The organism is Streptomyces sp. NPDC057253, assembly GCF_042669125.1.
GTDB lineage: Bacteria > Actinomycetota > Actinomycetes > Streptomycetales > Streptomycetaceae > Streptomyces.
This window is the reverse complement of sequence record NZ_JBHUXV010000081.1, coordinates 18283-43786: the sequence shown is the minus strand read 5'-3', so window position 1 is coordinate 43786 and position 25504 is coordinate 18283. Positions and strand designations below refer to the sequence as shown.

Genomic DNA, 25504 nt, shown 5'->3' with positions numbered 1-25504 from the left:
GCGTAGATGTGCCGGCTGACCGGCTGCCGCACCGGCACGGTCCGCACCCCGTCCGGGACCGGGCCGCGGCCGAGCCGGGGCGCCACGCAGACGCCGAGTCCCGCGCCGACCAGGGCGAGTTGGGTCGCGTGCTCCTCCGCGCGGTGCGCGACGCGCGGTTCGATGCCCTTGGCGCGCAGGGTGTGCATCAGCCACTCGTGGCAGAACTCGTTCTCGCCCCAGGTGACCCAGTCGTCGTCGGCGAAGTCCTCCAGGTCGACCTCGGCGCGGTGCGCGTGGCGGTGGGTGGCGGGCATCGCCACGTCGGCGGTGTCCTCGACGATCGACGCCTTGATCAGCCCCTCCGGCACGGGCAGCGGCTTGTTGTACCAGTCCAGGACGACCGCGAGGTCGTAGCCGCCCCGCAGGACCGCGAGCATCGCGGGCTCCGGTTCCGTCTCGCGCGAGCTGATCCGCAGCCCGGGGTGTGCCGAGCGCAGGGCGGCCAGCGCGGCCGGGAACAGGCCGCGGGCGGCCGTCGGGAACGCGGCGAGCCGCAACTCCCCCACCACCTGGCCGCGTTGGGCCTCCAGATCGGACTGGGCGAGTTGGACCTGGGACAGGATGCGGGCCGCGTGCTCGGCCAGCAGGCGGCCCGCGTCGGTGAGCCGGACGCCCCGGCCGTTCTTGGCGAGGAGTTGCTGGCCGACCTCCCGCTCCAGCTTGGACAACTGCTGCGAGACCGCCGACGTCGTGATGTGCAGCCCCTCGGCGGCACCGCTGACCGAGCCGTGCCGGGCCAGCGCGTCCAGGGTGCGCAGGCGCTCCAGGTTCAGCATGCGGGTCACCTCTCCACGCGGGGGTGCGAGTGGGCATGGGTGGGCGCCGGGCCCACGGCCCTCGCGACGGCGTCGGCCAAGGGGGCGACCTCGTCGGCCTCCAGGTTCGCGACGGTGACCCGGATTCCCTGCGGCGCGCCCATCCTGAAGCGGGCTCCCGGGGCCACCGCCCAGCCGGCGTGCAGAAGCCGGGCCACCGCTCCCGTCTCGTCCGGGACCGGGATCCAGACGTTCAGTCCGCTGCGGCCGTGGGCCTCGACGCCGTGGGCCGCCAGTGCGTCGATCAGCCGGTCCCTGCGGTCGCGGTAGGCCGCCGCGACCTTCGCCGTGTCCAGCACGCCGTCCGCCCACAGGTTCACCACGGCCCGCTGGGTGATCCGGCTGACCCAGCCGGGGCCGAGGCGGTGCCGGCCGTGGACGCGGTCGACGGTGGTGCCGTCGCCGGTGAGGACGGCCAGTCGCAGGTCGGGGCCGTAGGCCTTGGCCGCCGAGCGGACGAAGGCCCAGTGGCGGGTGACGCCGGCGAGGGGGTGCAGCGGGAGGTCGACGATGCCGTGGCCGTGGTCGTCCTCGATCAGGAGCGTGTCCGGGTGGTCCGCGAGGACCGCGCGCAGGGCACGCGCGCGTGCGGCGGTCACCGCGGCGCCGGTCGGGTTCTGGGCGCGGTCCGTGACGATCAGGGCCCGGGCGCCCGACTCCAGGGCGCGGCGCACGTCCTCGGGGTCCGGGCCGTCGTCGTCGACGCCGACCGGGGCGATGCGCAGGCCGAGGGCGGGGACCAGGTCGAGGAGGCTGCCCCAGCCGGGGTCCTCGACGGCCACGGTGTCGCCCGGCTTGAGATGGGCGGCGAGGACGCGCTCAATGACGTCGAGGGAACCGGAGGCGACGGCGAGCGGGCCGGCCGGGACACCGTCCGCATCCAGCGCCGCGCGGGCGAGCCGCGCCAGCTCCGGGTCCACGGTCGCCGCGCCGTACAGCACCGGCTCCCGGTCGCCCTGTGCGGCGGCGGCCGCGAAGGCGGGGCCGAACGGGGGCAGCAGCGCCGGGTCCGGGTTGCCGTTCGACACGTCCCGCACGCCCTCGGGGACCTCCACGCGGATGTCGTCGCGTCCGGTGGTCGCCGGCTTCGACCGCACCCGGCTGCCCCTGCGTCCGGCGGTCTCGATGACCCCGCGCTCGCGCAGGGTCCGGTACGCGGCCGCGACCGTATTGGGATTCACGCCCAGCTCCCCGGCCAACTCCCGCATGGGCGGCAGCGGTTGACCGGGCTCCAGCTCTCCCGCACCCACCGCGCGCTCGACGCTCGCCGCAATCTCCGCTGCGCGCCGACCCTCGATCCGATATCCTCCTAGCACAAAGCAGATTATGCACTAGTGCAATGGAGACCGCAATGCAGGGGACCACCGCGACCACGCCGGAGCCGACCTCCTACGCGCCGACCGACCGCACCGTCCCGACGCGCTCCGCCGACCGGGCCTCGTACGACAGGGACCTGGTGCACTCGATACTCGACGAGGGGTACGTCTGCCACCTCGGCTTCGTCCGGGACGGCGCCCCGGTGGTGCTGCCCACGCTCTACGGCCGGGTCGGTGAGCGGCTCTACGTCCACGGCTCGACGGGCTCGCGCCCGCTGCGGATGACCGGCCAGGCCGACCCCGGGCTGCCGGTCTGCCTGACGGTCACGCATGTCGACGCGCTGATCCTCGCCCGCTCGGCCTTCCACCACTCGATCAACTACCGGTCGGTGGTGGTGCACGGACTGGCCTACGACGTCACGGACCCCGAGGAGAAGCGCCTCGCCCTCGACGCCCTGGTCGACCACGTGGTCCCCGGCCGCGCCCTGGACTCCCGCCCCGCCAACAAGAAGGAGCTGGCGGCGACCGCCGTGATCCGCCTCGACCTCGACGAGGTCTCCGCCAAGCTCCGCACCGGCGGGGTCAACGACGAGCCCGAGGACCTCGCCCTCCCCCACTGGGCCGGTGTCCTCCCGCTGCGCAAGGGCTACGGCACCCCGGTCGCCGACGCCGAGCTGGCCCCCGGCACCGAGGTCCCCGACTACCTGACGACCCTGTGATGCTGATCCACCCCTGGGACGCACCCCACTCCGACGCCGAGTGGCAACAGTGGCTCGCGGTCCACGACTTCGGCCAGCTCGCCGTCAACGGACCTGCGGGCGAGCCCCCGTTCGTCCAGCCGCTGCACTTCTTCTACGACCCCGAGCGCGGCGAGGCCCTGACCCACCTCGCGCGCCCCAACCCGCTGTGGGGCGCCCTGGAGGCGAACCCGGAGGTCCTGCTGAGCGTGGTCGACGACTACGCCTACGTCCCCGGCCCCTGGCAGGCCGACCCGGACGCCCCCGCCGCCCACGGCACCCCCACGAGCTTCTACGCGGCCGTCCAACTCCGGTGCCGCGCCCATGTGGTGGACGACCCCGGCGAGAAGGCCGCGCTGCTGAACCTCCAGGTCGGCCACTTCCAGCCGGAGGGCGGCTCCGCTGCCGTCGCGGTCGGCGAGGTGCCGTTCGGACGGATGCTGCCGGGAATTCGGGGGCTGCGGCTCGAAGTGACCGGGGTGCGGGCGAAGTTCAAGTACGCGGGCAAGCGGACGGCGGAGGTGCGGGAGCGGATCGCCAAGGCGCTGGCGGATCGGGCCGGACCGGGGGACGCGGCGGCGCGCGAGCATCTGCTGCGCAGGCAACGCGGCTGAGCGAAGGGGCCCTTCGAGCACCGAGATCCCGGGGACTTGGAGATCCCGGCGATCCCGGGGCAGGAAGGGCCCCTCGGCCCGTCACGCGGGCACGCGCGCCTCCGTCACCGCGAGCCCCGCGACCGCGCCCAGCATCAGCAGCGTGCCCGCGAGGGTCGTCGGGGTGAGGTGCTCACCGAACAGCACGACGGCCAGCACCGCCGCGCTCACCGGTTCGAGCAGCATGACCACGGAGACGGTGGTGGGACGGACGACCGCGGCGGCCGCGAAGTAGAGACCGTAGGCGAGGGCGGTCGGCACGGTCGCCAGGTACACCAACAGGCAGATGAGCAAGGCGGGTTGACCGGTCTGCGGGACCAGTCCCTCGGCCGCCGCGAAGGGCAGCAGACAGAGGCTGGTGACCGCGAACACCCCGACGGACGTACCGGTGGACTCCGCCTCGGCGGCGCGTGTGATCAGGGTCATCACACAGCATCCGGCCGCCGACAGCAGCCCGAGGAACACACCCGGCAGGTGTACGGCCGCCCCCGCGCCGCCGAGCGTCAGCACACCGAGTCCGGCGAGCGCGCCGGCCACGGCGACGGCTCCGCTCCGCCCGAGCCGCTCCCCCAGGACCAGCCGCGCGCCGAGCGCGCTGAGAACGGGACCCGCACCGAGGGTGACGACGGTGGCCACGGCCAGGCCGGTGGACCGTACGGCGGCGAAGTAGGCGGTCTGGAACACCGCGAGCCCGACGCCCGTGGCACCGACGCGCAGTGCCCGGCGGACGAGGGGCTCCGAGACGGCCGTACGCGCGCGTGACCGCGCGAGGCGGGCGCCGAGCAGGACCGCCAGGCCGGTCGCGCAGCGCCAGAAGGACAGGGCCGCCGGGCCCAGGTCACTGGTGCGGTAGACGAGGGAGGCGACCGCTCCCGCGGTGCCCCAGGTGGTACCGGCGATGATCAGGTAGACGAGGCCTCGCCCGATGGGCAGGCCCGAGGAAGCATGCGACACGTGTTCTCTCCGCAGACGCGCGCGACGGCGCGGAAGTTCGGAAGAGGACGCCCGCTCGGTGGCGGGGTCCGCGGACTTCGTCTGCGGGCAGCACCGACACGCCCGGCAAGCCGCCGGGCGTGGACTCCGGAGGGCCCGCCTCAGGCGGCCGGCGGAGCGACGATGAGGATGTGCGTGTGCATGGTCCGGGAGCCTAGGCGGCGTTCTCCCGGGCGGACAACCGACTTTCGGCGCCGCCGGTGGCGACCGGTTCCACGGAGCCCTTGGCCGGGGTCGAGGACTGCGCGATGAAGGCACCGAGGAGCACGACCGCGCCGCCCACGATCTGCGGGGCCGACAGGTGCTCGCCGAGCAGGACCCAGGCGAGCACGGTCGCGACGACCGCTTCGAGACAGGCCACGACCCCGGCTATCGCCGGCGAGAGCCTGCGCACCGACACCACACCGGTGACGTAGGCGAGGACGGTGGCCACCAGCACGATCCAGCCGAGCAGGAGCCCGGCCGCGACCGGGGTGCCGTTCAGGTCGGCGCGGTGCGTGAGGACGGAGAAGTCCATGGTCCAGGGGCGGGCGACGACGGTCAGCACGGCGGTGCCGACGAGGAGTCCGTACGCGATCACGCCCAGCGGGTCGGGAGCCTGCTCACCGCTGTCGCTGCCCTGGTCGGACAGGACGAAGTAGCCGACCTGGCAGCAGGCGGCACCGAGCGCGAGGAGCAGCCCGAGGGCGTCGAAGCTCAGTCCCGACCAGACCTCGACGACGCAGGCGAGCCCGCCGACCGCGAGGACCACGCCGAACGCGGCGGCCCGCGTGACCGGCCGTCGCTGCACGAACCGCACCCAGCCGAGCACCATGGCGGGCGCGAGGTACTCGACGAGCAGGGCGACACCGACGGGGATGCGGGAGATCGAGGCGAAGTAGAAGGCCTGGACACCGGCCACCCCGAGCAGGCCGAACCCGGCGAGCAGGGCGGGACGGCTGCGCAGCAGCGCGCGATGGCGGACGGCGAGCGGCAGCATGACGAGGGCGGCGCCGGCCACCCGCAGCCACACCACGTGGAGCGGGTCGAGGCCCGCCTCGATCAACGGCTTGGCCGCGACCCCGGATCCGCCGAAGGCGAGCGCGGACACCAGCGCGAGACCGAGTCCTACGCCCCTGCCGTCACCGGCCCTGCTGCTCTCAGAGGTATGCACCGACCCATGATGACAGGGGACGACATGAGCGTCACCCCCGTTGACTCCTGTCTCATCGGCTGGACCGTGCCACCCTCCCTATCGGTCCCTGCGCCACGGGTCGCCCCACAGGCCTCCCGGCAGCAGGTCGTCGAGCCGTGCGCGCACGTCCCCGGCGTCGATTCCGGCGCGGGCCAGCACCTCTACGGCCCGGGACTCGGAGTCCACCAGGATCGCCGCGAGGAGGTCGACCCCACGGGCCGGGCCGCCGTCACGCCGCCCGGCGCGGACCCGGGCGTACTCCATGGCCTCGGCGGCGAGCGGCGAGAAGCCCTCGGCCGGGGCGGGGTCGGCGCCGAGGTTCCCGGCCGCGGGCACGGCGGGGACGGCTCCGGAGTCCTCGACCGTGCCCTGCCAGCGCAGTCCGTAGCCGATGCTGCGTTGCACGAGGTAGCCGAGCAGCCGGGGCAGTTGGGGCTCACCCTCGAAGAGTGCGTAGGCCTCCGGGTCGGCCTCCAGCAGGGAGTGCAGCAGATGGGCCGTGTCGATCTGCCGGTCCCCGTCCCGGAGGGCGCGCCTGCGGGCGCCGGAGACGACCGCCGCCAGTTCCACACTGAGGCCGGCATCGTTGTCCGGGGCGATCTGCGGCGGGCGGTCCTGGTCGCGGGCCGACTGCCGGGGGATACGGGGGTGCACATCCCCCACCTCATCAGTCCCACCGCGGCGCGTCATCCCCGAAGGGAAGCATCTTCGCGTCCCACGCAGAGCGGACCCCGGGAGCCGGAATCTCCTCCTTACGGAGGAGATCAGGACTGTCCGTCACGGCGGGCGCGCGCCGCCTTGCCATGCGCCCCTTGCGCAACCGCAACACGACATCACTCGTCCCCCACGAGCGTGGAGAGCGGGAGCTGGCTGGTGGCCCTGCCGGCCGTGGACGGCAGGCAGTACGTGTACCGGGTGTACGCCCCGAGGGACGCACGGCTCGCCGACCTGTTCTGGGAGGCCTGGCACTGCCACGACGAGAGCGCGTTCCCACGCGCGTGGGATCTGTTCGACGCGGCGACGATACGGCCGGTCGGCTGAGCGGGGTCGGCTGGGCCGGCCCCGCTCAGGGGCCCGCATTTTCTGACGGTTCATCAGTATTGAATGTTGCGATGCCTGCGGCTACGTTCCGCGACACCACAGCCCGACACGAAGAGGTGGCCGCATGGCGGAAATCAGCGCGGAGGCACGCGTCCAGGCACCCGCGGAGAAGGTCTGGGCCCAGCTCACGGACTGGTCCTCGTACGGGGAGTGGAACGCGACCCACACCAGCTTCCCCAAGGGCGGCCCGGCGGTGCTCGAAGTGGGCGCGACCTTCCAGGAGAACATGAAGCTGATGGGCTTCCCCGCCGAGGTCGAGTGGACCGTCGACCAAGTGGAACCGGCCCGGCTGTTCGCCATCCGGGGCAAGGGTCCGATGGCGGTGAGCGTGGCCACGCGCTACACCCTGACCCCCGACGGCGACGCCACCGACGTGCGCATCGACGGCGAGTTCACGGGCGCCGCCGTGTCCCTGATGGCGGGCAAGCTCAAGGACTCGGGGACCGCCGCGCTGAACGAGTCCCTGCGGAAGCTGGCCGGACTGGTGGAGTGAGCACGGCACGCACGAGGGCGCCCCGCGGATCTCTCCACGGGGCGCCCTTTGATCGTCGTACGACTGTCAGTGCTCGTCGGCGAGGATGAGGTACAGCTTCTTGCGGGCCTCGTTGATGACGGCCACCGCCTTGTCGCGCTGTTCCTTGTTGCCGGTCTTCCAGACCTGGCCGAAGGCCTCCATCAGGCCGAAGCCGGCCTGGCGGATCTCGCCGAGCGCCTCGAAGTCGATGCCGCGGGAGGCTTCCTCCCAGGGCGCGTCGGGGCCCTCGTCGGCCGCGGTACGGCCGGCCTCGGTGAGCGCGAACAGCTTCTTGCCGCCCTCGCTCTCGCTGGCGATCAGCCCCTCGTCCTCCAGCAGCTGGAGGGTGGGGTACACCGAGCCGGGGCTGGGCTTCCACGCCCCGCCGCTGCGCTCGGCGATCTCCTGGATCATCTCGTAACCGTGCATGGGCCGGTCCTTCAGGAGGGCCAGGATCGAGGCCCGCACGTCACCGCGCCGGGCCCGCCCCCTCGGGCCGCCCCTCCCCCTGGGCCCCCAGGGCCCGGGACCGAATCCCGGCCCGCCGAACGGCCCTCCGGGACCACCCGGACCACCGGGCCCGAACGGCCCGAAGGCACCACGCCGGCCCTCGAAGCCACCTCGGCCCTGACGGCCGGCTCCACCATGTCCACGCTCGAATCCGTGGGAACGCATCGCAATCACTCCATTCATCGTTTCATCGTTGATCTGTCGCGATGCTTCAACGATATATCGGAACAGCTCGCATGGCAAGGGTCGAAAATCCGGGCGGTCCGGGCCCCGGCGCGTGAATACTGGCCGTCGTCTCAGCTGATCCGATCCAGGGGGCTCCGGGAATGACCATGCACACCGACCAAGTGGACGTGACCGCCGACATCGTCACGACCCTGGTCAAGGAGCAGTTCCCGCAGTGGAGCGGCGAGGAGATCCGACCGCTCCCGGCGGCCGGGACGGTCCACGCCATCTTCCGCATCGGGACCGGCCTCGCCGCACGTTTCCCACTGCGCCTGGCCGATGCCGCCGAAACGCTGGCGGTGCTGGAACGGGAGGCCCGGGCGAGCGCGGAGCTGGCGCGGGTGTCCCGGTTTCCCGTGCCGGAACCCGTCGCCCTGGGAGAGCCCGGAGAGGGTTACCCCATGCCGTGGTCGGTCCAGACATGGCTGCCGGGAACGGTCGCCTCCGACGCCGACCCGAGTGGGTCCGACGCCTTCGCCGAGGACCTCGCGGCCTTCATCGCGGCCCTGCGGGAGGCCGAGACCTGCGGACGGCAGTTCAGCGGCGACAACCGCGGCGGCGTCATCGCGGATCACGACGACTGGATGACGACGTGCTTCGAGGAGAGCGAAGGCCTGCTCGACGTGCCCCGGCTGCGCCGGCTGTGGAGCCGCTTTCGTGAGCTGCCCCGCACGAGTGCCGACGTGATGAGCCACGGTGACCTGATCCCCGGCAACGTGCTGGTCACGGGAGACCGGCTCACCGGCGTGCTCGACACCGGCGGCTTCGGTCCGGCCGACCCCGCACTGGACCTGGTCAGCGCCTGGCACCTGCTGCGGCCGGGCCCGCGGGACGTGCTCCGGCGGACGCTGGCCTGCGACGACCTGGAGTGGGAGCGCGGCAAGGCGTGGGCGTTCGAGCAGGCGATGGGGCTCGTCTGGTACTACGTCGACAGCAATCCGACGATGAGTCTGCTGGGGCGCCGGACACTCGACCGCATCCTGGAGTCGACGCGGTGACGCGCCGCGGGGCTCAGTGCGGGAAGGCCCGCGGCGGGCGCTGCCGGGGCAGCGTGGCGCGGAACTCCTCGATCACGGAACTCACCTGCCGCATCAGCGAGGTCCGTTCGGGAAAGTAGTCGCCGCGCAGGCTGAAGGACGCGGGTTCCCTCAGAGAGATCACCGCAGGACGCCAACAGCAGACACCCACCTCCTCCCAGGTACGGCTGGCCCCCGCCTGAACCCGCCCCCGTCCATCTCATGGCCGACCGGCACCAACCTCAAAGCCCGGCGACGAACCCGCGTCAGTCGCTCAGCGCCTCCCGCAGGCTGCTCGCCATCAGGTCGATCGCCGCCCTCCCCGTCGTCACCGGCCCCGTGTGGGTGAAGTAGTGGTCCGCGCCCTCGAAGACGCGGTGGGTGACCGGGACGCCCGCGGCCTCCAGGGCCTTGGCGTAGGCGTCGCCCTCGTCGCGCAGGCGGTCGTTCTCCGCCGTGATGACCAGGGCGGGCGGCAGGCCGGCGAGGTCGTCGGCGAGTGCGGGCGAGACCAGGGGGTGGGCGCGGTCGGCGGGGTCCGGGACGTAGGCCGCGGTGAAGATCCGCATGAGCTGGGGAGACAGCAGCGGCTTGGCGACGAGGGACCGCTTGGTGGCCGGGTCGGCCTGCTGGTCCAGCGGGGCCGAGTCGATGATCTGGAGCCGGGGCGTGAAGGTGCCCCGCTCCCTGGCCAGACGGCACACCGCGGCGGTCAGATTGGCCCCGGCACTGTGCCCGCCGACGGCGAGGCGCGAGCCGTCCCAGCCACCCGCCGAGCCGTTCCCGGCGACCCACGCGGTGACGTCGTAGGCCTGGGTGACGGGTGCCGGGTACGGCCGCTGCGGGGCGACGGCGTAGTCGACGTTGATCACGACACAGCCGGCCGTGGCCGCGAGGTAGCGGCAGATGTGATCGTCCTGCTCCGGCCGACCCACCACGAACCCGCCCCCGTGGAAGTTGACGTACACAGGGGCGGGAGAGGTGCCGGCCGTCGGGCGGTAGACGGTGCAGGTCACCGGACCGGCGCCGGTGTCCACCCGCAGGGTCTCGGTGTACGCCGGGATCTCGGTGAAGCGCAGGTCCTCGTGGACCCGCGTCATGACCCGACCCAGCAGCAGCTGGATCGCTCTGGCCTGCAAACGGGAGCTGAACGGCATGACTTGGCACCCATCGCTACAAGGTTAAAGTAACAGGTTTCCTGATAATGGATGCCCCGCCGCTCCTCGCGCAATGGGAAGCGCCGAGCCGCCGTCATTCCGCCGTCGGCGCCGCCCCCAGCGTCAGCGGAGTCTCCGCCTCCACCCGTGTCAGCTTCTCCGGGTTGCGGACGTAGTACAGACCGCTGATCCGCCCCTCCTCGACCCGTACCGCGAGGACGCCGTCCATCTCGCCGTTGACGTGGAGCACCAGCGCCGGGCTGCCGTTGACCTCCGTCGCCTCGCAGGTGAAGGTGATCGTGAACTTGTTGATGCCGCCGAAGATGAAGCGCGCGACCTTGTCGGCGGTGACGACCGGCCGCATCGCCGCCTGCTTGATGCCGCCGCCGTCGCTGACGAGGACGACATCGGGCGCGAGCACGTCGAGCAGCCCCTGAAGGTTCCCGGTCTCCAGCGCCAGCCGGAACGACTCCACCGCCGCGCGGGTCTCGCTCGCGGAGGCCGTTCTGCGCGGACGGCGGGCGTCGACGTGCCGGCGGGCGCGGTGCGCGATCTGGCGCACCGCGTCCGGGCTCTTCTCCACGGCGGCCGCGATCTCGTCGTAGTCGACGTCGAAGACCTCGCGCAGCACGAACACCGCGCGTTCCGTCGGGGACAGCGTCTCCAGGACGCACATCAACGCCATCGACAGACTCTCGGACAGCTCCACGTCCTCGGCCACGTCCGGCGCCGTGAGCAGCGGCTCGGGCAGCCACTGGCCGACGTAGGCCTCCTTGCGGCGCGTCATGGTGCGCAGCCGGTTGAGGGCCTGCCGGGTGGTGATGCGGACCAGGTAGGCGCGCGGGTCCTCGACCCGCTCCAGGTCCACCTTGACCCAGCGCATCCAGGTCTCCTGGAGGACGTCCTCCGCGTCGGCCGCCGATCCGAGCATCTCGTAGGCGACGGTGAAGAGCAGGTTGCGGTGGGCGACGAACGTGTCGGTGGCGTGATCAGTCATGTTCCGGTCCCTCCCCTGATCGCCAGCGGATTAGGCGACCTGTTCGACGGTGGCCGGGGCCGCGCTCTCGGCACGCCGGGCCTCCAGCAGTTCCTGCCGCTTGGGGCCGCCCGAGACCTTGTGCAGACCGTACGAACCGGGCTTGCCGGCCTCGCCCGCGAGGTGCTTGATGATTCCCTGGCACACGAACTCCTTCACCCGTGCGCCGGGGCGACCGCCGATGTGGAGGCCCACCGCGACGTCGGAGCGGCGCGCGAACTGGAAGATCCCGGCACCGCGGCCCAGGCTGATGCACTGGCCGGCGAACGCCTCGTTGAGGGGCCCCGGCAACTCCCCCGCGATCCGGCTGAGCACGGTGTCGGCGGCCCGCGCGCCCAGCGGGATCGCGGCCTGGCAGCTCATGCGCAGCGGCAGGTCCGAGGGTGCCGCGGAGTCGCCGGCCGCGACGATGCGGTCGTCGTCCACACTGGTCAGGGTCTCGTCCGTGAGCAGTCGGCCCAGGGCGTCGGTGGTCAGCCCGCTGCGCGCGGCCAGGTCGGGCACGCCGAAGCCGGCGGTCCAGACGGTCAGCGCGCTGGGGATCGTACGGCCGTCGGTGAGCCGTACGACATCGCCGGTCACGGCCGCCACCCGCACACCTTCGAGCACGGTCACCCCGAGACCGGCCAGCCGGCCTGCGACCGAGCGCCGGCCCTTGCGGTGCAGGTACGGGCCGAGCACCCCACCGCAGACCAGGGTCACGGCGTGGCCCTGCTCCGCCAGTTCGGCGGCGGTCTCGATACCGGTCGGACCGGCTCCGACGACCGTCACCGGGGCCGCGGCGGACATGGCCTCGACGAGCGGCCGCAGCCGCTGGGCGTCCTCCAGGGTGGCGATCGGGTGGGCGAACTCGGCCGCTCCGGGCACGCTCGGGTCGGCGCTTCCGCTGCCCACCGCGTAGACCAGGTAGTCGTAGCCGAGCGTGCCGCCGCTCGCCAGCGCGACCTCTCGCCCGTCGGCGTCGATCCGGGACACGCTGTCGACGACCAGCCGCACTCCCTCGGCCAGGACCTTCCGGTACTCGACGAGCGCCGGGTGCGTCCCGCCCACCAGCTGGTGCAGCCGGATCCGCTCGACGAAGGTCGGGCGCGGGTTGACGAGGGTCACGGTCACGTCGTCGCGCTGGGTGAGCCGGTTGGCCGCCATGACGCCCGCGTAGCCGCCGCCGATCACGAGGATCTCGGTGTTCATGGTGTCTCCTTGTTCCGTCTCATCGGTCCGTATCTCATCGGCCGCCTCAAGGGGTGCGCCCTCAAGGGGTTCGGCCTCAAGACACCGGGCGGCGGACCACCGTGACAGCATGTGACCCAGATCACTTCATGGCGCGAGAAAATCGGTCCACGGGAGCAGGATTGGCCTTGTTCCACGGGCCAATCCGCCCCCTACGGTCGTCCCATGCGCATTCGAATCGTCGACGCCTTCACCGACCGCCCCTTCGCCGGCAACCCGGCCGGGGTGCTGCTCCTGGACGACGCCTTCCCGGACGACGACCGGCTCCAGAACATCGCCCTGGAGGTCAACCACGCCGAGACGGCCTTCGCCCACCGGCTTCCCGGGGGCGGCGAGGCCGACTGGGCGCTGCGCTGGTTCACGCCCGTCACCGAGGTGAACATGTGCGGTCACGCGACCCTCGCCACGGCCCACGTCCTGCACACCACCGGCGCCCACGAGGGCCCGGTGCGGTTCGCGACCCGCAGCGGGGTCCTCATCGCCACACCGGACGAGGACGGCTCGATCACCCTGGACTTCCCCACGGCCCCGCTCACCCCGGTCGCACTCCCCGAGGGGGTCGCCGAGGCACTGGGCGCCGAGCCGCTCACCGCCTTCGACACCGGCCCGAACATCGGCGACCTGCTGCTCGAACTCGCCGACGAGAAGACCGTGCACGCCCTGCGCCCCGACCTGGGGGCCCTGGCCGCCTACTCGGAGCGCGGCATCATCGCCACCGCGCGCGCCGAGAACCCCGAGCTCGGCTACGACTTCGTCTCCCGCTGCTTCTTCCCGAACGTCGGCATCGACGAGGACCCGGTCACCGGCAGCGCCCACACCGCCCTGGCCCCCCACTGGTCCCGGCGCCTGGGCCGTACGACGCTCACGGGCCTCCAGGCCTCACCGCGCTCCGGCCGCGTACGCACACACCTGCGCGGTGACCGCACCCTCCTGACCGGCCGCGCGGTGACGGTCATCGAGGGCGAGCTGCTCGCCTGAATCAGAGCGCGGGCTTCAAGCGGCGCGGCCCCGGGTCACGCCGTGGGCAGCCAGCCGACCTTCCCCGCGAGCAGCGCGTACCCCACGAACGCCCCGATGTCGAGCAGGGAATGCGCCACCACCAGGGGACCCACGCGCCCCCACCGCCGGTACAGATAGACGAACACCACGCCCATCACCATGTTGCCGATGAAGCCGCCGATGCCCTGGTAGAGGTGGTAGCTGCCGCGCAGCACGGAACTGGCCACCAGCGCCGTGCCCGGCGTCCAGCCCAACTGGCCGAGCCGGCGCAGCAGATACCCGACGACGATCACCTCTTCGAGGATCGCGTTCTGCATCGCCGACAGGATCAGCACCGGGTACTTCCACCACACGTCGGGCAGCGCCTCGGGCACCACGGTGAGGTTGAAGCCGAGACCACGCGCGGCCAGGTAGAACGCGATCCCGGTGCTGCCGATCACGGCCGCGATCCCGGCCCCGCGCAGCAGGTCCGGCCCCGGCCGGGTGCGGTCGAAGCCCAGGGTCCTGAGGCTCTGCCCCTCACGCAGCAGCAGATGCGCGACCAGCAGGACGGGCACCAGCGCCGACGCGATCCCGAACAGCTGCCAGGCGAGATCCAGCCAGGGACGGCCGGGTGCGGCCGAGGCGTTGAGGGTCGCGGCCTGGTCCTTGAGACCCCCCGGTTTGGTGACCGATCCGACAAAACTGATCAGCGCGGACACACCGCTCGCACCGAGCGAAAGCCCCAGAACGAGCAGCGTCTCGTCACGGAAGAACTTCCGCGAGAGCGCCATCTGCGGAAAAGAATCGGCCACTGCCCCTTCCTCCGCCTGCACACCTGCCTCCAGTTGAGTAATCCCGCCTCATCCCCATCAGCGCCCCGCTAGGGTCCTTCGAAAGAAGTTACGAAGATCGTGCGCAAGGCCGTTGGGGGGACGGACGCCGTACGGGGCGTACCTCCCCCTTTCCTGCCATAACCGGCCGTGCCGGCACGGAGAGAGCGACAGGGGAGGGCACCACCGCCATGGGACGTCACAGCTTGCCCGATCAGTATGGGGCGGGCGGCAGCGACCCCCGTCCCCGCGCGCGCCGCAGGACCGTGGCCATCGCGACGGTGCTCGTCCTGACCGTCGCCGGCGGCACGGCAGCGGCCGTCCAGGGCGGTCTGTTCTCCTTCGGCTCCTCCTGCCGGGACGAGGCCGTACGCCTGGAGGTCGCCGCCTCCCCCGACGTGGCCCCGGCCCTGCGCGCCGCGGCCGAGCGGGCCCACGACGAGAACCTCACCTCCGACGGGCGCTGCGTCGACATCACGGTCACCGCGCGCGAGTCGTACAAGGTCAGAGACACCCTCGCGGCCGGCAAGGACCCCGGCGTCCAGGTGTGGGTGCCGGACTCGGACGTCTGGGTCGAGCAGATCGACGCGGACGGCGGCGCGACGGAGGTGGCACGGGTCGGCAACGTGGCCTCCAGCCCGGTCGGGGTGGCGACGGTACCGGCCGCCGCCCGGTCGCTGGGCTGGCCGCAGAAGACGTACGGCTGGCTGGAGCTGGCGGGTGCCACGCTCCAGGACGACTCCCTCAAGCTGGGCGCCGCCGACCCCGCGCGCAGTGCGACCGGACTGCTCGCCCTCACCCAGCTCAGCAGCGCGGCCGGACAGGTCAAGGGCGGCGAGACCCAGGCCGCGGCGATGATGAAGTCGCTCTCGCAGCGCATCTCGGACAGCGACGGGCAGGTGGTGGAGACCCTCCCGCGGGACGCCTCCGGCACGGAGCAGGGCAACCCGAAGCGCAATCAGGCGCTGGTCCTGTCCGAGCAGGCGGCCTTCGCGCACAATTCCTCGGCCGACTCCGAGGAAGACCTGCGCTTCTTCTACCCGACGGACGGTTCACCGCGACTCGACTACCCCTTCGCGCTCGTCGACGAGACCCGGCTGACCACGGACGAGAGCCGGGCGGCGATCCGGTTCATGACGTATCTGCGCAAGCCCGAGCAGGAACAGCTGCTGACGGACCGGGGGTTCCGGACGTCCGACGACCAGGTGTCGGCCTCACTGGTCGCGAAGGCCGGGGGCAAGGTGCCGCAGCCGTACTCGGCGGCGCCCGGCGAGCCCGCCTCGGCGGCGGCGCTCCAGGAGGCCCTCGGCACCTGGACGATCACCGTGCAGAGCGCGCGGATCACCACGGTCGTGGACGCGTCCTCGTCCATGTCGGAGCCGGTGCCGGGCACCGGCCGCTCCCGGATGGACGTCACCAAGGAGTCCCTCCTCCAGGCCCTCGCGACCTTCACCCAGGAGGACGAGATCGGCCTGTGGGAGTTCTCCACCAAGCTCGACGGCGACAAGGACTACAAGATCCTCGTGCCGACCGAACGCCTGGGCGACAGCGGCGGAAGCGGGGCGGGCACCCAACGCGAGCGGCTGTCGGCGGCGTTCGCCGGCCTCCAGCCGGTGGCGGGCGGGGCGACCGGGTTGTACGACACCACGCTCGCCGCGTACAAGGCGGCCACCTCTTCCTACGCCCAGGGCAAGTTCAACGCGCTGGTGGTCCTGACCGACGGGGTGAACCAGGACCCGGGCAGCATCTCGCGCGGAAAGTTGATCTCCGAGCTCGAACGGCTCTCCGACCCCGAACGCCCGGTCCCGCTCATCGTCATCGCGGTGGGCCCCGACGCCGACCGGGCCGAAGCCCAGCAACTGGCCGAGGCCACCCGCGGCTCCGGCCAACAGGTCAACGACCCGTCCCAGATCCACACGGTCATCCTGAAGGCGATCGTGGCAGCGGGGGCCCAGGGCAGCGGCGCCGGCTGACCGTCTCCTGTCCGTCGACCGACGGCCCGTCGGACGCAACCTTCGTATGCTCTGGCGTGTCCACGTAACGTGCTGACGATATCCAGATCATGGCGGACAGCGGCCGCCGCCGCTTTCGCAACCGCCGTCCTGGCGGTCGCGACCCCGGCCGCCGACGCCGCCGGAACGACGCTCGTCCTGGACACTCAGGAGAACTACTACCTGCCCACCGAGGGCGAGGGCCCGAACCTGCACCTCGGCATCACTGCCTCGGGCGGGGACGCCCATGACGTCTCGGTCACGGTCGACGCGTCGTCCCTGGCCGGGAAGGCGACGATGGTGGTCACGGGGGACTGCGAGAGCACCGGCGCCCTCAAGGTCAGGTGCGCGGTCGGCCCGCTGTCGGGCAAGGAGTCGATCGACCCCTTCTTCCTGAAGCCCACCGCGGCCGCCAGGGCGGGCGACACCGGTGCCCTCACCTACACCGCCACCGCCTCCGACGCGCCCACCGTGACCGGCAGGACCGACGTCCTGGTCGGTGGGCCGAAGCTCGTCACCCGGCCCTACCCGGCGCTGAAGGGCATCGCCCCCGGCGCCGTCTTCGAACGCACTCCGGCCTTCGTCGACACCGGCGCGGCCCCCGCCGACAAGGGCGTCATGCTGCTGGTGCAGGACTCCGACGGCGTCCAGCTCGCCCGCGAGCACTCCAACTGCCACTACGCGGACCGGCCCGAGGCCGGCGCCTGGTGCCGGTTCGACACCCCGATCGCGCCCGGCTCGGCCTACGAGACGGACGTGCCGCTGCGCTACACCGCCGCCGTGGACACCATGTACGGCTACAACACCTACGTGGTGTGGCCGGTCGGCGGCACCGCGCCCGACTCCTTCGACCCGTCCGGCTTCCCCAGGACCGGCACCGGCGCACCGCTCGGCCTGAAGCCCGTCGCCTCCGGCTCCGGCTTCACCGGCTCCGGGTACGGCACCTTCGCCACCACCCAGCACGCCGACTACGAGGCCATCGGTGACACCGTCGAGGGCAAGGTCGGCGAGACGGTGAGCATCACCGTGGGCGTGCGGAACACCGGGCCGGGCCGGATGGACTTCCGGTGGATGGACGCCGACGACTCCGGCACCTTCGTGGTGACCCCGCCCGCAGGCACCACCATCACCGGCGCCCCGGGCCCCGGCGAGCAGGGCGACCCCGGGCCGCTGTGGAACTGCACCCCGCGAAAGGCCGGCGCGAAGAGCTACACCTGCCTCATCGCGAACACGGACTTCGGACCGGGCGACTCGGTGACCCAGGAGTTCACCGTGCGCATCGACCGAGCCGTCCCCGACGCGCGGGGCAGCGTGACGGCGGTGGAGAACCCCGACTACCCCAACCGTGACGACGACACGACGAACGACACCGCGGTGATCGAGGTGCAGGCCACCGGCTCGGCAAGTCCCAGCCCGTCGCCCAGCGCCTCAGCGTCCCCGTCGGCCACGGCCCCGTCCGGCTCCGGCACCGGAGGAACCGGGAGCGGGACGACGACCGGCGGCCGGCTGGCCGCCACGGGCACGGACGGAGTCCTGCCGCGGACGGGCATCGCCGTGCTGCTGGTGGCAGGCGGCACGCTGGTGTTCCTGACGGCACGGAGGGCCCGACGGTCTTCATGAGGGCACGGAGCTCACGGCCGCACAGCCGCCGCTGAGGCCGGCCATCCGCGGGTCGGCCGCCCCGGGCCCTCGCACGTCATCCGTGCGAGGGCCCGGTCCTGACCCTGCCCGCTCCCCCGCCCGTCACCCCAACGACGCCGGCTCCGGCAACCCCACCGGCCACGTGTGCACCGGCTCGCCCAGATGCATCAGCTCCCCGTACCGCCGAGTCGTCGCGGCGAGCGCCGCCTCCCGGGACAGCCCCGCCTCCAGGGCCCGGTGGAAGGTCGCCGCCTGCCAGGACGCCCCGTTGGCCCGCTTGCGGCACCGCTCCTCGATCACCCCGAGATACAGGTCCCGGTCGGCGGGCTCGACGCCCCACCCAGCGAGCCCCTGCTCGGCCAGCGGCAGCAGTTCATCGCGTACGAGGCTCACCGCGTCGACCTCCACGGTGCCGCCGTACCGCCCCCGCCGGGGCCAGGTCATCCGCGCGTCGATCCCGTACCGGCACGCCGCGTCGAAGTTGGCCGCGGCCGCCTCGAACGGCATCCGGGTCCACACCGGCCGCGACTCCTCGGCGAGGGCGCGGACGAGGCCGTAGTAGAAGGCCGCGTTGGCGATGACGTCCGTGATGGTGGGCCCGGCCGGCAGCACCCGGTTCTCGACGCGCAGATGCGGGACCCCGTCGGCAATCCCGTACACCGGCCGGTTCCAGCGGTACACCGTGCCGTTGTGCAGGACGAGTTCGGCGAGCGAGGGCACCCCGCCCGCGTCGAGGACCTCCAGCGGATCCTCCTCGTCGCAGATCGGCAGCAGCGCCGGGAAGTAGCGCAGGTTCTCCTCGAACAGGTCGTACGCCGAGGAGATCCACCGCTCCCCGAACCAGGTCCGCGGCCGCACCCCCTGCGCCTGGAGCTCCGGCGGACGCGTGTCCGTGGACTGCTGGAAGAGCGGCGGCCGGGACTCCCGCCACAGCTCACGCCCGAACAGGAAGGGCGAGTTGGCGCCCACGGCTATCTGCACCCCGGCCACCGCCTGCGCGGCGTTCCACACATCGGCGAACCGGCCCGGCGTGACCTGGAGGTGCAGCTGCACCGAGGTGCAGGCGGCCTCCGGGGCGATGGACTTCGAGGTGCAGGTGAGGCGTTCCACCCCGTCGATGTCGAGGACGAAGTCCTCACCGCGCGCGGCCACGATCTGGTCGTTGAGCAGGGTGTAGCGGTCGACGTCGGAAAGGTTCGAGGAGACCAGGTCGTCCCGGTCGAGGGTCGGCAGAATGCCGATCATCACGATTCCCGCGTCGAGCTCGCCGGCTTTACGGTCGGCATATGCCAGCGAGGTCCGGAGTTCCTCCGCGAGCCGATCGAATACCCGCCCGCCCAACTTGTGTGGGGCTATGTTGACTTCCAGGTTGAACATGGCGAGTTCTGTTTGGAAATCTCGGCTCGCGATACGTTCGAGGACCTCCCCGTTCAACATTCTCGGCATACCGTCGGTGCCGACCAGATTCAATTCGATCTCCAGCCCCATCAGGTTCCTGGGCCGATCGAACCGCCGCTCCGCCAGGAGCCGCTCGAGCCCCGTCAGGCACCTGCGGAGCTTGTCGCGGTAGTTCTGGCGATCGGACAGGTCGAACCGGCCTGCCACGACCTTCTCCCCCATCGGAGAGTCCCTCCTCGATACGTCATGAGTCAGGTGGGATGATGCCCAGCCGGAACGATCGATAACGTCCCGCGGCGGCCCCGAGCCCGCTACCCTGTCGGATGTGACCGGTGGCACATTCACTCGGCATGAAGCGCTCAGCAGTTTCGGGTGCCCCGAGGAACTCGTGAAAAACGCCGACGAGAATTGGCCGACCGCTTCGGGCGGATTCCCCGAGGTCACCGCGGTGAAGTAGTCACGGTTTCGGGAGGATTCCCGCGTATCGCCGACCGAATGACTCCTTGCTTCGCGCGCCGGAAACGGCTAGACGAAACACCGTGTGAACATATGTCGTATAAACTCCGCGAACAAGGCAGAGGGTTGGCACCCGCGGTCCTGGATCCTGCCGTCAGGTGACGTACGGCAGTCACACCCGCCCCCGCGTCACCGGACCCCGGCCCCCGCCTCTCTGACCCCGTGAGCTGACAGCGCCGTCCGCCCCCGCCCTCGCGCCACCGTGCCTGTCGAATGAGAGGCGACCCACCATGCCGCTGCATGTCCCCCCGGCTCCCGCGCCCGCACTTCGCTCCGTCCTCACCGCACTCGCTTCGCCCACCGCGGTCCGCGAGGCCCGGACCCCCTCTCTCCTGCGGGCCCAGGGCCCCGTCACACCCGAGCTGCCCCTGCCCGTGCACGTCCTGGACGGCACCGCCACCCGGCTGACCGGGTGGCGTTTCCTGATCCGCAGCGGTGATCGCTCGGTGGCGGCGGCGGAGACCATGCTGACCGCGGACGGCTGGGCGTTCTCGCACTTCTTCGAGGGCCCCTACATCCCGTCCACCGAACGCGCGCTGCGTCAGGCGGAGGTGATGCAGCAACCCTGGCAGCCGCGCCTGCTGTCGATCCCGGCCCTGTACATGCTCGCGCTGTGGCTGCACGGCGACTGCGCGGCGGACGCCGCCACGGGCCGCCTCGCCGCCACCGACCTGCTCGTCCCGCTGGCCCCCGCCCCGCCCGGCATCGCCGCCCACCGTCCGCACCGGGCCGCCGAACTCCTCCCGGTGCTGACCCATCGGCTGACTCCGGCTCCCCTGCTGAGCTCGCCGGCCTGAAGATCCTCGACCGACCGGCCCGGCCCCTCGTACCCCGCCCCGAATTCCGGGTAGCGGGGTACGACCGTGTTTCCGACGCGCCATTTGCTCATACGAGCGCACAATTACTCGGTAGAGCCGAAAACGAGGCCGACACCAGGTGGACTAGCCCTATCCGGCCCCCTCGAACCACCCGAAGGGACAGTGCAGTTGGGATGAACCGTCCGGCCGGGTGACGCGTCTCCAACCTGTGAAGAAGTGGTGATGCGAAATACCTGCGGATTGACGCCCGTAGGGCAACACTGGGTTCCGACTGAGTAATCACGACGGGGGACGTCATGACCACAACACAGCGAAAGATCCAACCCATGTGCCAGCACCAGCCACCGTGTCCCACCGCCGACTCCGCCGACCGGGAATCCGCCCGCCTTCTGGCGCACCACCCGGAACAGGGCTGGAGCCTGCTGTGCAACGGCGTCCTGCTCTTCGAGGACACCGGTGAGCTCCTGCCCGACGGCCGGGTCATCGCCCCGCACCGCCCGCTCGCGGGGGCCTCGGCAGCCTGAGCACGGCCGGGCGGCCGCGGCCACGGCCGTCGTACCGCCCGGAGACCTTGAGGGGCCGGCTCGCAGCGACTGTCTGCGCACCGGCCCCGACGCATGTCAGAGGGCGATCACTGACTGTGATGCCTTGTGTATGGACCCACTTTTCCGGAAGACTCCTGGAAGTTTCGAAACGCGCTTTCGAAGCTACGACGCGGAGGTGGGCAAGTGACAGCAGGCGCGGCCGGTGCCGGGCCCCGGGGCAGGGTCACCATCACGGAGATCGCCCGGCAGGCCGGAGTCTCGGTGCCGACGGTGTCCCGGGTGGTCAACGGCCGCTCGGACGTCTCCCCGCGGACCCGCGCCCGGGTCGAGGAACTGCTCCAGCGGTACGGCTACCGCAGGCGCCCGGCGGCCCCCGGCACCCGTGCCGCCCTGCTCGACCTGGTCTTCAACGACCTGGACAGCCCCTGGGCCGTGGAGATCATCCGGGGCGTCGAGGAGATCGCCCACGCCGAGGGCGTCGGCACCGTGGTCTCCGCGATCCACGGCCGCTCCGGCGCGGCCCGCGAGTGGATGCGCAACCTGCGCGCCCGGGCCTCCGACGGGGTCATCCTGGTCACCTCGGCGCTGGACACGGTCCTGCACGAGGAACTGCGGGCCCTCGGCGTCCCCCTGGTCGTCGTCGACCCGGCCGGCTCCCCCGCGCTCGACGCCCCCACCATCGGCGCCGCCAACTGGTCGGGCGGACTGGCGGCCACCGAGCACCTGCTGTCGCTGGGCCACCGCAGGATCGGCCTGATCGCCGGACCGCCCCGACTGCTCTGCTCCCGGGCCCGCTTCGACGGCTACCGGGCCGCCCTGGAGGGCGCCGGCCTCACCCTCGACGAGTCACTGGTCGTCCCCGGCGACTTCCACCCGGAGTCCGGCTTCGCCGGCTGCGAGAAGCTCCTCGACCTCCCCGAACCGCCGACCGCGGTCTTCGCGGCCAGCGACCAGATGGCCCTGGGCGCGATCGAGGCCCTGCGCCGACGTGGCCTCAGGGTCCCCCAGGACATGAGCGTGGTCGGCTTCGACGACCTCCCGGAAGTCCGCTGGTCCGCACCCCCCTTGACCACGATCCGCCAGCCCTTGGCCGACATGGGCAAACTGGCGGTCCGCACAGTCCTCAAACTGACCCGCAACGAACCCCCGGACACCCCGCGAGTCGAACTGGGCACGGACCTGGTGGTAAGAGCAAGCACAGCCCCACCGAGGCAGTGAGGGGGGCGTCGGGCCGTCGTACGGCTGCGGGTAGGTCCAGTGAAGCTTCTCAGGGGCGCGGGGAACTGCGCGACCAGCCCCCACTCACCCGCAGCCGTACGACAGCCTCAAGCCCCCTACTCCAGCGCGCCCCTGATCGCGAAGTAAGCCGGCTTGGGCTGAAGTTGCTCATCCCACGGCAACGCGGCCCCCTCCCCCTCGAAGAACGCCGGAATCCAGCTGTACTTGTCGGTGTAGTCCCACACCGTGATGCCAACGCACCGCCGCACAGCCAGGCACGCGTCGGTCAGGTCGCCGTACCACTCGGCCTGTTGCGCTAGCTTCTCCTCCGTCGCCGGAAGGATCATCCGGATGTCGACCTCGGTGAGCGCGGTGTCGAGGCCCAGCCTGGAGAAGCGGCGGAGGTTGTCCTCCAGGGTCGTCGGATAGCCGTACTGGAGCGCGAGATGGGCCTGGAGCCCGATGCCGTCGAGTGGCACGCCCTGCGCCCTGAGCTCCTTGGCCAGGTGGTAGTAGGCGTCGCTCTTCGCCCCGATCCCCTCGATGTTGTAGTCGTTGAGGTACAGCTTGACCTTGGGATCGGCCTGCCGGGCCCACCGCAGCGCGTCGGCGATGTACCCGGGCCCGAGCGTCTTGTAGAAGACGGTCTCACGGTACGTACCGTCCTCGTTGAACGCCTCGTTGACGACGTCCCAGGCGAACACCTTCCCCCGGTAGTGCCGCACCTCGGTCTGGACGTGCTTCTTCAGCACGGCCCTCAGCTCAGCCGCCGTCCACTCCCGCGAGGTGACCCAGTCGGGCAACTGGCTGTGCCAGACGAGGGTGTGGCCCCGCACCTTCTGGTGGTGCGAGCGGGCCAGGTCAGCGATCTCGTCGCCCTGGGAGAAGTCGAAGACGCCCTGCTGAGGCTCGGTGGCGTACCACTTCATGCCGTTGCCCGGCGTGATCTGGTCGAACTCGCTGCCGAGGATCTGCTTGTACGGCTCGTCCACGAGCTCGGGGTTGTCCGTGGCGCTGCCGAAGTACCGCCCGTGCCGCTGAGAGAGCTCGGCGAGCGTGACCGGCTTGCCGTGGGCCTGGGCGGCAGGCGCGCCGAGCCCGGCGACGACCAGGGCCGCGGCGAGCACTCCGACAAGTCTGAGACGGTTTGTGCGCATGGGGCGACTCCTCACGTGCGGGGGTGGGTGAGCCGTACTTTTCTCGCGGAGGCCGGTGTCAGCCCTTCGTGGCACCGGCGGTCAGGCCGCCGACGAGCTGCCGCTCGGCGACCGAGTAGAAGGCGAGGGCGGGCACCATCGCCAGGACGAGATAGGCGAAGACCCGGGCGTACTCCGCGGAGTACTGCCCCTGGAACTGCTGCACACCGACGGGCAGCGTCCACCACGTGTTGTCGGTGAACACCAGCAGCGGCAGCATGAAGTTGTTCCAGCTGGTGACGACCGCGAGCACCGACACCGTGCCGAGCGCCGGCCGGGCCATGGGCAGCAGCACCCGCCAGAAGAACCCGAAGGAGGAGCACCCGTCGAGGGTGGCCGCCTCCTCCAGCTCGCCCGGGATCTCCCGGAAGAAGGCGCGCAGGATGATGATCGTCATCGGCAGTCCGAAGGCCGCCTGCGGCAGGATCACGCCGAGCGGGTTGTCCAGCAGGTCGAGCGAGCGCAGCAGCAGGAAGAGCGGGAGCACCGCCACCGCGAAGGGGAACATCAGCCCCATCGTGAAGAGCGTGAACAGCGCCTCCCGGCCCCGGAAGGCGAACCGCGCGAAGGAGAACGCGGCCAGCGCGGACAGGGCGACCACCAGCACCGTCGTACCGACCGCGATCAGCGTGCTGCTGCCGAGCAGCCGCCAGAAGTCACCGCCTGCGAGGATGTCGGTGTAGTTGCTGGTGAGCCATTTCCGCGGCAGCCCGAAGGGATTGCTGGAGAGCTCGTCGGTCGACTTGAACCCGGACAGGACGGCGTACACCAGGGGTACGACCATCACCGCGCCGACGACGACGAGGATCACGTGCAGCGGCAGGGTCCGAACGCCCCTTGTACGGCTGGTCACTTGCCGTCCCCCCTCATCGTCGTGGTGGCCCCTTCGAGGTCGCGGCGGAGCACGAACCGCTGGTAGGCGAGGGCGAAGACGAGGCAGATGCCGAACATGACCACGCTGATCGCGCTGGCATAGCCGACCTGGTAGCGCTTGAAGCCGTACTGGAACATGGTCACGGCCATCGTCTCGGAGTGGTGGTCGGGCCCGCCCTGGGTGATCACCCAGACCAGGTCGAAGAGCTGGATCGCCCCGATGACGGACAGGAAGACACTGATCCTGAGGGTGGGCGCGAGCAGCGGCAGGGTGACGTTGCGGAACCGCTGCCAGGCACTCGCGCCGTCGATGAGCGCCGCCTCGGTCAACTCCCGTGGGATCGACTGGAGTCCGGCCAGGTAGAGCATCATGTGGAAGCCGAAGTACTTCCAGGTCATGACGAGGAAGAGCGTCGCCATGACGTACGACGGGTCGGCGAACCAGAGCCCGCCCACGCCGTCCAGTCCGACCGCGCCCAGGACGTGGTCGGCGAGGCCGTCGTCCGGGGCGAAGACCATGCTGAACAGCACACCCGTGATCGCCTCGGACAGGACGTAGGGCGCGAAGAACAGCATCCGGTAGACGGCCCGGCCGCGCAGCCTCTGGTTGAGCAGGACCGCCATGGCGAGCGCGAACGGCAGCTGGAGCGCGAGGGAGAGCAGCACCAGGACGAGGCAGCGCCACAGGTCGCCCAGGAAGACCGGGTTGTCGAAGAGATCCGTGAAGTTGTCCGTGCCGACGTAGTCGGAGGGCATGCCGAAGCCGCCCCAGCGGAAGAACGCGGCGTACAGCGCGAACAGCATCGGCAGCAGGACCATGCCGATGAACAGCACCAGCGCGGGCAGTTGGAAGCCGACCGCGGTGAGCCAGTGCAGCACCCGCCGCCGGCCCCGCCCCCGGGCCCTGACTGATTCCGGGGGCGGGAGTTCGGTGCCCGGACCGCTCCGCTTGTCTGCGAGGAACGTGGAGGTCATCGC

General features: G+C 71.5%; 26 protein-coding genes. 11 read left to right on the top strand and 15 right to left on the bottom strand.

The genetic code is table 11. The features are described from left to right. Positions 1–818: LysR family transcriptional regulator (locus tag ACFULQ_RS33700; protein WP_383551305.1), on the bottom strand; the 818-nt coding region annotated here is incomplete at its 3' end. A gap of 5 nt (positions 819–823) precedes the next feature. Continuing rightward, complete coding sequence (locus ACFULQ_RS33695; RefSeq protein WP_383551303.1) at positions 824–2173, bottom strand: aminotransferase class I/II-fold pyridoxal phosphate-dependent enzyme; 1350 nt, start codon at positions 2171–2173, stop codon at positions 824–826. 35 nt (positions 2174–2208) lie between these two features. On the opposite strand from ACFULQ_RS33695, the gene ACFULQ_RS33690 reads away from it, so the two are divergent. Beyond that, positions 2209–2892 carry a pyridoxamine 5'-phosphate oxidase family protein gene (locus ACFULQ_RS33690; RefSeq protein WP_383551301.1) on the top strand — a complete coding sequence of 228 codons (684 nt, stop codon included), beginning with the start codon at positions 2209–2211 and terminating at the stop codon, positions 2890–2892. Beyond that, the gene (locus tag ACFULQ_RS33685; protein ID WP_383551299.1) at positions 2892–3524 is read left to right on the top strand and encodes an FMN-binding negative transcriptional regulator; all 633 of its coding nucleotides are present in this window, start codon (positions 2892–2894) and stop codon (positions 3522–3524) included. Before ACFULQ_RS33690 ends, ACFULQ_RS33685 begins: the two co-directional genes overlap by 1 nt. Positions 3525–3605: 81 nt before the next feature. On the opposite strand, the gene ACFULQ_RS33680 is transcribed toward ACFULQ_RS33685, so the two are convergent. The 3 genes from ACFULQ_RS33680 to ACFULQ_RS33670 all read right to left on the bottom strand — a co-directional run bounded on the left by ACFULQ_RS33680 (position 3606) and on the right by ACFULQ_RS33670 (position 6384). Beyond that, positions 3606–4517 (bottom strand): DMT family transporter, encoded by a 912-nt coding sequence (locus ACFULQ_RS33680; RefSeq protein WP_383551297.1) that lies wholly within the window; start codon positions 4515–4517, stop codon positions 3606–3608. A gap of 193 nt (positions 4518–4710) precedes the next feature. Continuing rightward, positions 4711–5709: a DMT family transporter gene (locus tag ACFULQ_RS33675; RefSeq protein WP_383551296.1), complete on the bottom strand. Its 999-nt coding sequence runs from the start codon at positions 5707–5709 to the stop codon at positions 4711–4713. A gap of 78 nt (positions 5710–5787) precedes the next feature. Further along, positions 5788–6384, bottom strand: a complete 597-nt coding sequence (locus ACFULQ_RS33670) for a Clp protease N-terminal domain-containing protein (RefSeq protein WP_383551294.1) — start codon at positions 6382–6384, stop codon at positions 5788–5790. Positions 6385–6582: 198 nt separating this feature from the next. Here ACFULQ_RS33670 and ACFULQ_RS33665 point away from each other — a divergent pair, with 198 nt between their 5' ends. Then, the gene (locus tag ACFULQ_RS33665; protein WP_383551309.1) at positions 6583–6771 is read left to right on the top strand and encodes a hypothetical protein; all 189 of its coding nucleotides are present in this window, start codon (positions 6583–6585) and stop codon (positions 6769–6771) included. Positions 6772–6895: 124 nt separating this feature from the next. Continuing rightward, positions 6896–7324 carry an SRPBCC family protein gene (locus ACFULQ_RS33660; RefSeq protein WP_383551292.1) on the top strand — a complete coding sequence of 143 codons (429 nt, stop codon included), beginning with the start codon at positions 6896–6898 and terminating at the stop codon, positions 7322–7324. Between the two features lie 66 nt (positions 7325–7390). Here the strand turns inward: ACFULQ_RS33660 and ACFULQ_RS33655 are convergent, their stop codons facing one another. Then, positions 7391–8020 carry a PadR family transcriptional regulator gene (locus tag ACFULQ_RS33655; protein ID WP_383551290.1) on the bottom strand — a complete coding sequence of 210 codons (630 nt, stop codon included), beginning with the start codon at positions 8018–8020 and terminating at the stop codon, positions 7391–7393. A 161-nt stretch (positions 8021–8181) separates the two neighbouring features. Here ACFULQ_RS33655 and ACFULQ_RS33650 point away from each other — a divergent pair, with 161 nt between their 5' ends. After that, complete coding sequence (locus ACFULQ_RS33650; protein ID WP_383551288.1) at positions 8182–9078, top strand: aminoglycoside phosphotransferase family protein; 897 nt, start codon at positions 8182–8184, stop codon at positions 9076–9078. 13 nt (positions 9079–9091) lie between these two features. Here the strand turns inward: ACFULQ_RS33650 and ACFULQ_RS33645 are convergent, their stop codons facing one another. From ACFULQ_RS33645 to ACFULQ_RS33630, 4 genes are all read right to left on the bottom strand, one after another. Continuing rightward, positions 9092–9241, bottom strand: a complete 150-nt coding sequence (locus tag ACFULQ_RS33645) for a hypothetical protein (protein WP_383551307.1) — start codon at positions 9239–9241, stop codon at positions 9092–9094. Between the two features lie 121 nt (positions 9242–9362). Continuing rightward, a complete protein-coding gene (locus ACFULQ_RS33640; protein WP_383551286.1) occupies positions 9363–10253 on the bottom strand; it encodes an alpha/beta hydrolase in 891 nt (296 codons plus the stop codon). A 94-nt stretch (positions 10254–10347) separates the two neighbouring features. Further along, positions 10348–11250, bottom strand: coding sequence for an RNA polymerase sigma-70 factor (locus tag ACFULQ_RS33635; protein ID WP_383551284.1), 903 nt, complete (start codon positions 11248–11250; stop codon positions 10348–10350). Between the two features lie 30 nt (positions 11251–11280). Then, complete coding sequence (locus tag ACFULQ_RS33630; RefSeq protein ID WP_383551282.1) at positions 11281–12480, bottom strand: NAD(P)/FAD-dependent oxidoreductase; 1200 nt, start codon at positions 12478–12480, stop codon at positions 11281–11283. A gap of 204 nt (positions 12481–12684) precedes the next feature. On the opposite strand from ACFULQ_RS33630, the gene ACFULQ_RS33625 reads away from it, so the two are divergent. Further along, a complete protein-coding gene (locus ACFULQ_RS33625) occupies positions 12685–13497 on the top strand; it encodes a PhzF family phenazine biosynthesis protein (RefSeq protein ID WP_383551280.1) in 813 nt (270 codons plus the stop codon). Positions 13498–13532: 35 nt separating this feature from the next. Here ACFULQ_RS33625 and ACFULQ_RS33620 read toward each other — a convergent pair whose 3' ends face one another. Further along, positions 13533–14333: a CPBP family intramembrane glutamic endopeptidase gene (locus tag ACFULQ_RS33620; protein WP_383551278.1), complete on the bottom strand. Its 801-nt coding sequence runs from the start codon at positions 14331–14333 to the stop codon at positions 13533–13535. A 188-nt stretch (positions 14334–14521) separates the two neighbouring features. Here ACFULQ_RS33620 and ACFULQ_RS33615 point away from each other — a divergent pair, with 188 nt between their 5' ends. Continuing rightward, positions 14522–16303 carry a substrate-binding and VWA domain-containing protein gene (locus tag ACFULQ_RS33615; RefSeq protein ID WP_383551276.1) on the top strand — a complete coding sequence of 594 codons (1782 nt, stop codon included), beginning with the start codon at positions 14522–14524 and terminating at the stop codon, positions 16301–16303. Between the two features lie 69 nt (positions 16304–16372). After that, a complete protein-coding gene (locus tag ACFULQ_RS33610; protein ID WP_383551274.1) occupies positions 16373–17941 on the top strand; it encodes a hypothetical protein in 1569 nt (522 codons plus the stop codon). Positions 17942–18064: 123 nt separating this feature from the next. Here the strand turns inward: ACFULQ_RS33610 and ACFULQ_RS33605 are convergent, their stop codons facing one another. Then, positions 18065–19582 (bottom strand): glutamate-cysteine ligase family protein, encoded by a 1518-nt coding sequence (locus ACFULQ_RS33605; RefSeq protein WP_383551272.1) that lies wholly within the window; start codon positions 19580–19582, stop codon positions 18065–18067. A 524-nt stretch (positions 19583–20106) separates the two neighbouring features. Between ACFULQ_RS33605 and ACFULQ_RS33600 the strand changes: the two genes are divergently transcribed. The 3 genes from ACFULQ_RS33600 (at position 20107) to ACFULQ_RS33590 (ending at position 22457) form a co-directional block, all read left to right on the top strand. Next, positions 20107–20673, top strand: a complete 567-nt coding sequence (locus ACFULQ_RS33600) for a hypothetical protein (protein ID WP_383551270.1) — start codon at positions 20107–20109, stop codon at positions 20671–20673. A gap of 347 nt (positions 20674–21020) precedes the next feature. Further along, positions 21021–21218, top strand: coding sequence for a DUF5999 family protein (locus ACFULQ_RS33595; RefSeq protein ID WP_383551268.1), 198 nt, complete (start codon positions 21021–21023; stop codon positions 21216–21218). Positions 21219–21422: 204 nt separating this feature from the next. After that, positions 21423–22457 (top strand): LacI family DNA-binding transcriptional regulator, encoded by a 1035-nt coding sequence (locus ACFULQ_RS33590; protein ID WP_383551266.1) that lies wholly within the window; start codon positions 21423–21425, stop codon positions 22455–22457. A 116-nt stretch (positions 22458–22573) separates the two neighbouring features. Here ACFULQ_RS33590 and ACFULQ_RS33585 read toward each other — a convergent pair whose 3' ends face one another. The 3 genes from ACFULQ_RS33585 to ACFULQ_RS33575 are packed head-to-tail and all read right to left on the bottom strand — an operon-like array spanning position 22574 to position 25501. After that, entirely contained in the window at positions 22574–23614 is a 1041-nt protein-coding gene (locus ACFULQ_RS33585) for an endo-1,4-beta-xylanase (protein WP_383551262.1), read from the bottom strand. Positions 23615–23672: 58 nt separating this feature from the next. Next, positions 23673–24506: a carbohydrate ABC transporter permease gene (locus ACFULQ_RS33580; protein ID WP_383551260.1), complete on the bottom strand. Its 834-nt coding sequence runs from the start codon at positions 24504–24506 to the stop codon at positions 23673–23675. Continuing rightward, complete coding sequence (locus ACFULQ_RS33575) at positions 24503–25501, bottom strand: carbohydrate ABC transporter permease (protein ID WP_383551258.1); 999 nt, start codon at positions 25499–25501, stop codon at positions 24503–24505. The genes ACFULQ_RS33580 and ACFULQ_RS33575 overlap by 4 nt, the downstream gene beginning before the upstream one ends. Positions 25502–25504: the final 3 nt, after the last annotated feature.

Excerpts from the sequence above, each read along its gene's own strand:
- ACFULQ_RS33690 (WP_383551301.1), top strand. The coding sequence starts at position 2,209 with ATGCAGGGGACCACCGCGACCACGCCGGAGCCGACCTCCTACGCGCCG.
- ACFULQ_RS33685 (WP_383551299.1), top strand. The coding sequence starts at position 2,892 with ATGCTGATCCACCCCTGGGACGCACCCCACTCCGACGCCGAGTGGCAA.
- ACFULQ_RS33660 (WP_383551292.1), top strand. The coding sequence starts at position 6,896 with ATGGCGGAAATCAGCGCGGAGGCACGCGTCCAGGCACCCGCGGAGAAG.
- ACFULQ_RS33655 (WP_383551290.1), bottom strand. The coding sequence starts at position 8,020 with ATGCGTTCCCACGGATTCGAGCGTGGACATGGTGGAGCCGGCCGTCAG.
- ACFULQ_RS33650 (WP_383551288.1), top strand. The coding sequence starts at position 8,182 with ATGACCATGCACACCGACCAAGTGGACGTGACCGCCGACATCGTCACG.
- ACFULQ_RS33640 (WP_383551286.1), bottom strand. The coding sequence starts at position 10,253 with ATGCCGTTCAGCTCCCGTTTGCAGGCCAGAGCGATCCAGCTGCTGCTG.
- ACFULQ_RS33635 (WP_383551284.1), bottom strand. The coding sequence starts at position 11,250 with ATGACTGATCACGCCACCGACACGTTCGTCGCCCACCGCAACCTGCTC.
- ACFULQ_RS33630 (WP_383551282.1), bottom strand. The coding sequence starts at position 12,480 with ATGAACACCGAGATCCTCGTGATCGGCGGCGGCTACGCGGGCGTCATG.
- ACFULQ_RS33625 (WP_383551280.1), top strand. The coding sequence starts at position 12,685 with ATGCGCATTCGAATCGTCGACGCCTTCACCGACCGCCCCTTCGCCGGC.
- ACFULQ_RS33615 (WP_383551276.1), top strand. The coding sequence starts at position 14,522 with ATGGGACGTCACAGCTTGCCCGATCAGTATGGGGCGGGCGGCAGCGAC.
- ACFULQ_RS33605 (WP_383551272.1), bottom strand. The coding sequence starts at position 19,582 with ATGGGGGAGAAGGTCGTGGCAGGCCGGTTCGACCTGTCCGATCGCCAG.
- ACFULQ_RS33600 (WP_383551270.1), top strand. The coding sequence starts at position 20,107 with ATGCCGCTGCATGTCCCCCCGGCTCCCGCGCCCGCACTTCGCTCCGTC.
- ACFULQ_RS33595 (WP_383551268.1), top strand. The coding sequence starts at position 21,021 with ATGTGCCAGCACCAGCCACCGTGTCCCACCGCCGACTCCGCCGACCGG.
- ACFULQ_RS33585 (WP_383551262.1), bottom strand. The coding sequence starts at position 23,614 with ATGCGCACAAACCGTCTCAGACTTGTCGGAGTGCTCGCCGCGGCCCTG.
- ACFULQ_RS33575 (WP_383551258.1), bottom strand. The coding sequence starts at position 25,501 with ATGACCTCCACGTTCCTCGCAGACAAGCGGAGCGGTCCGGGCACCGAA.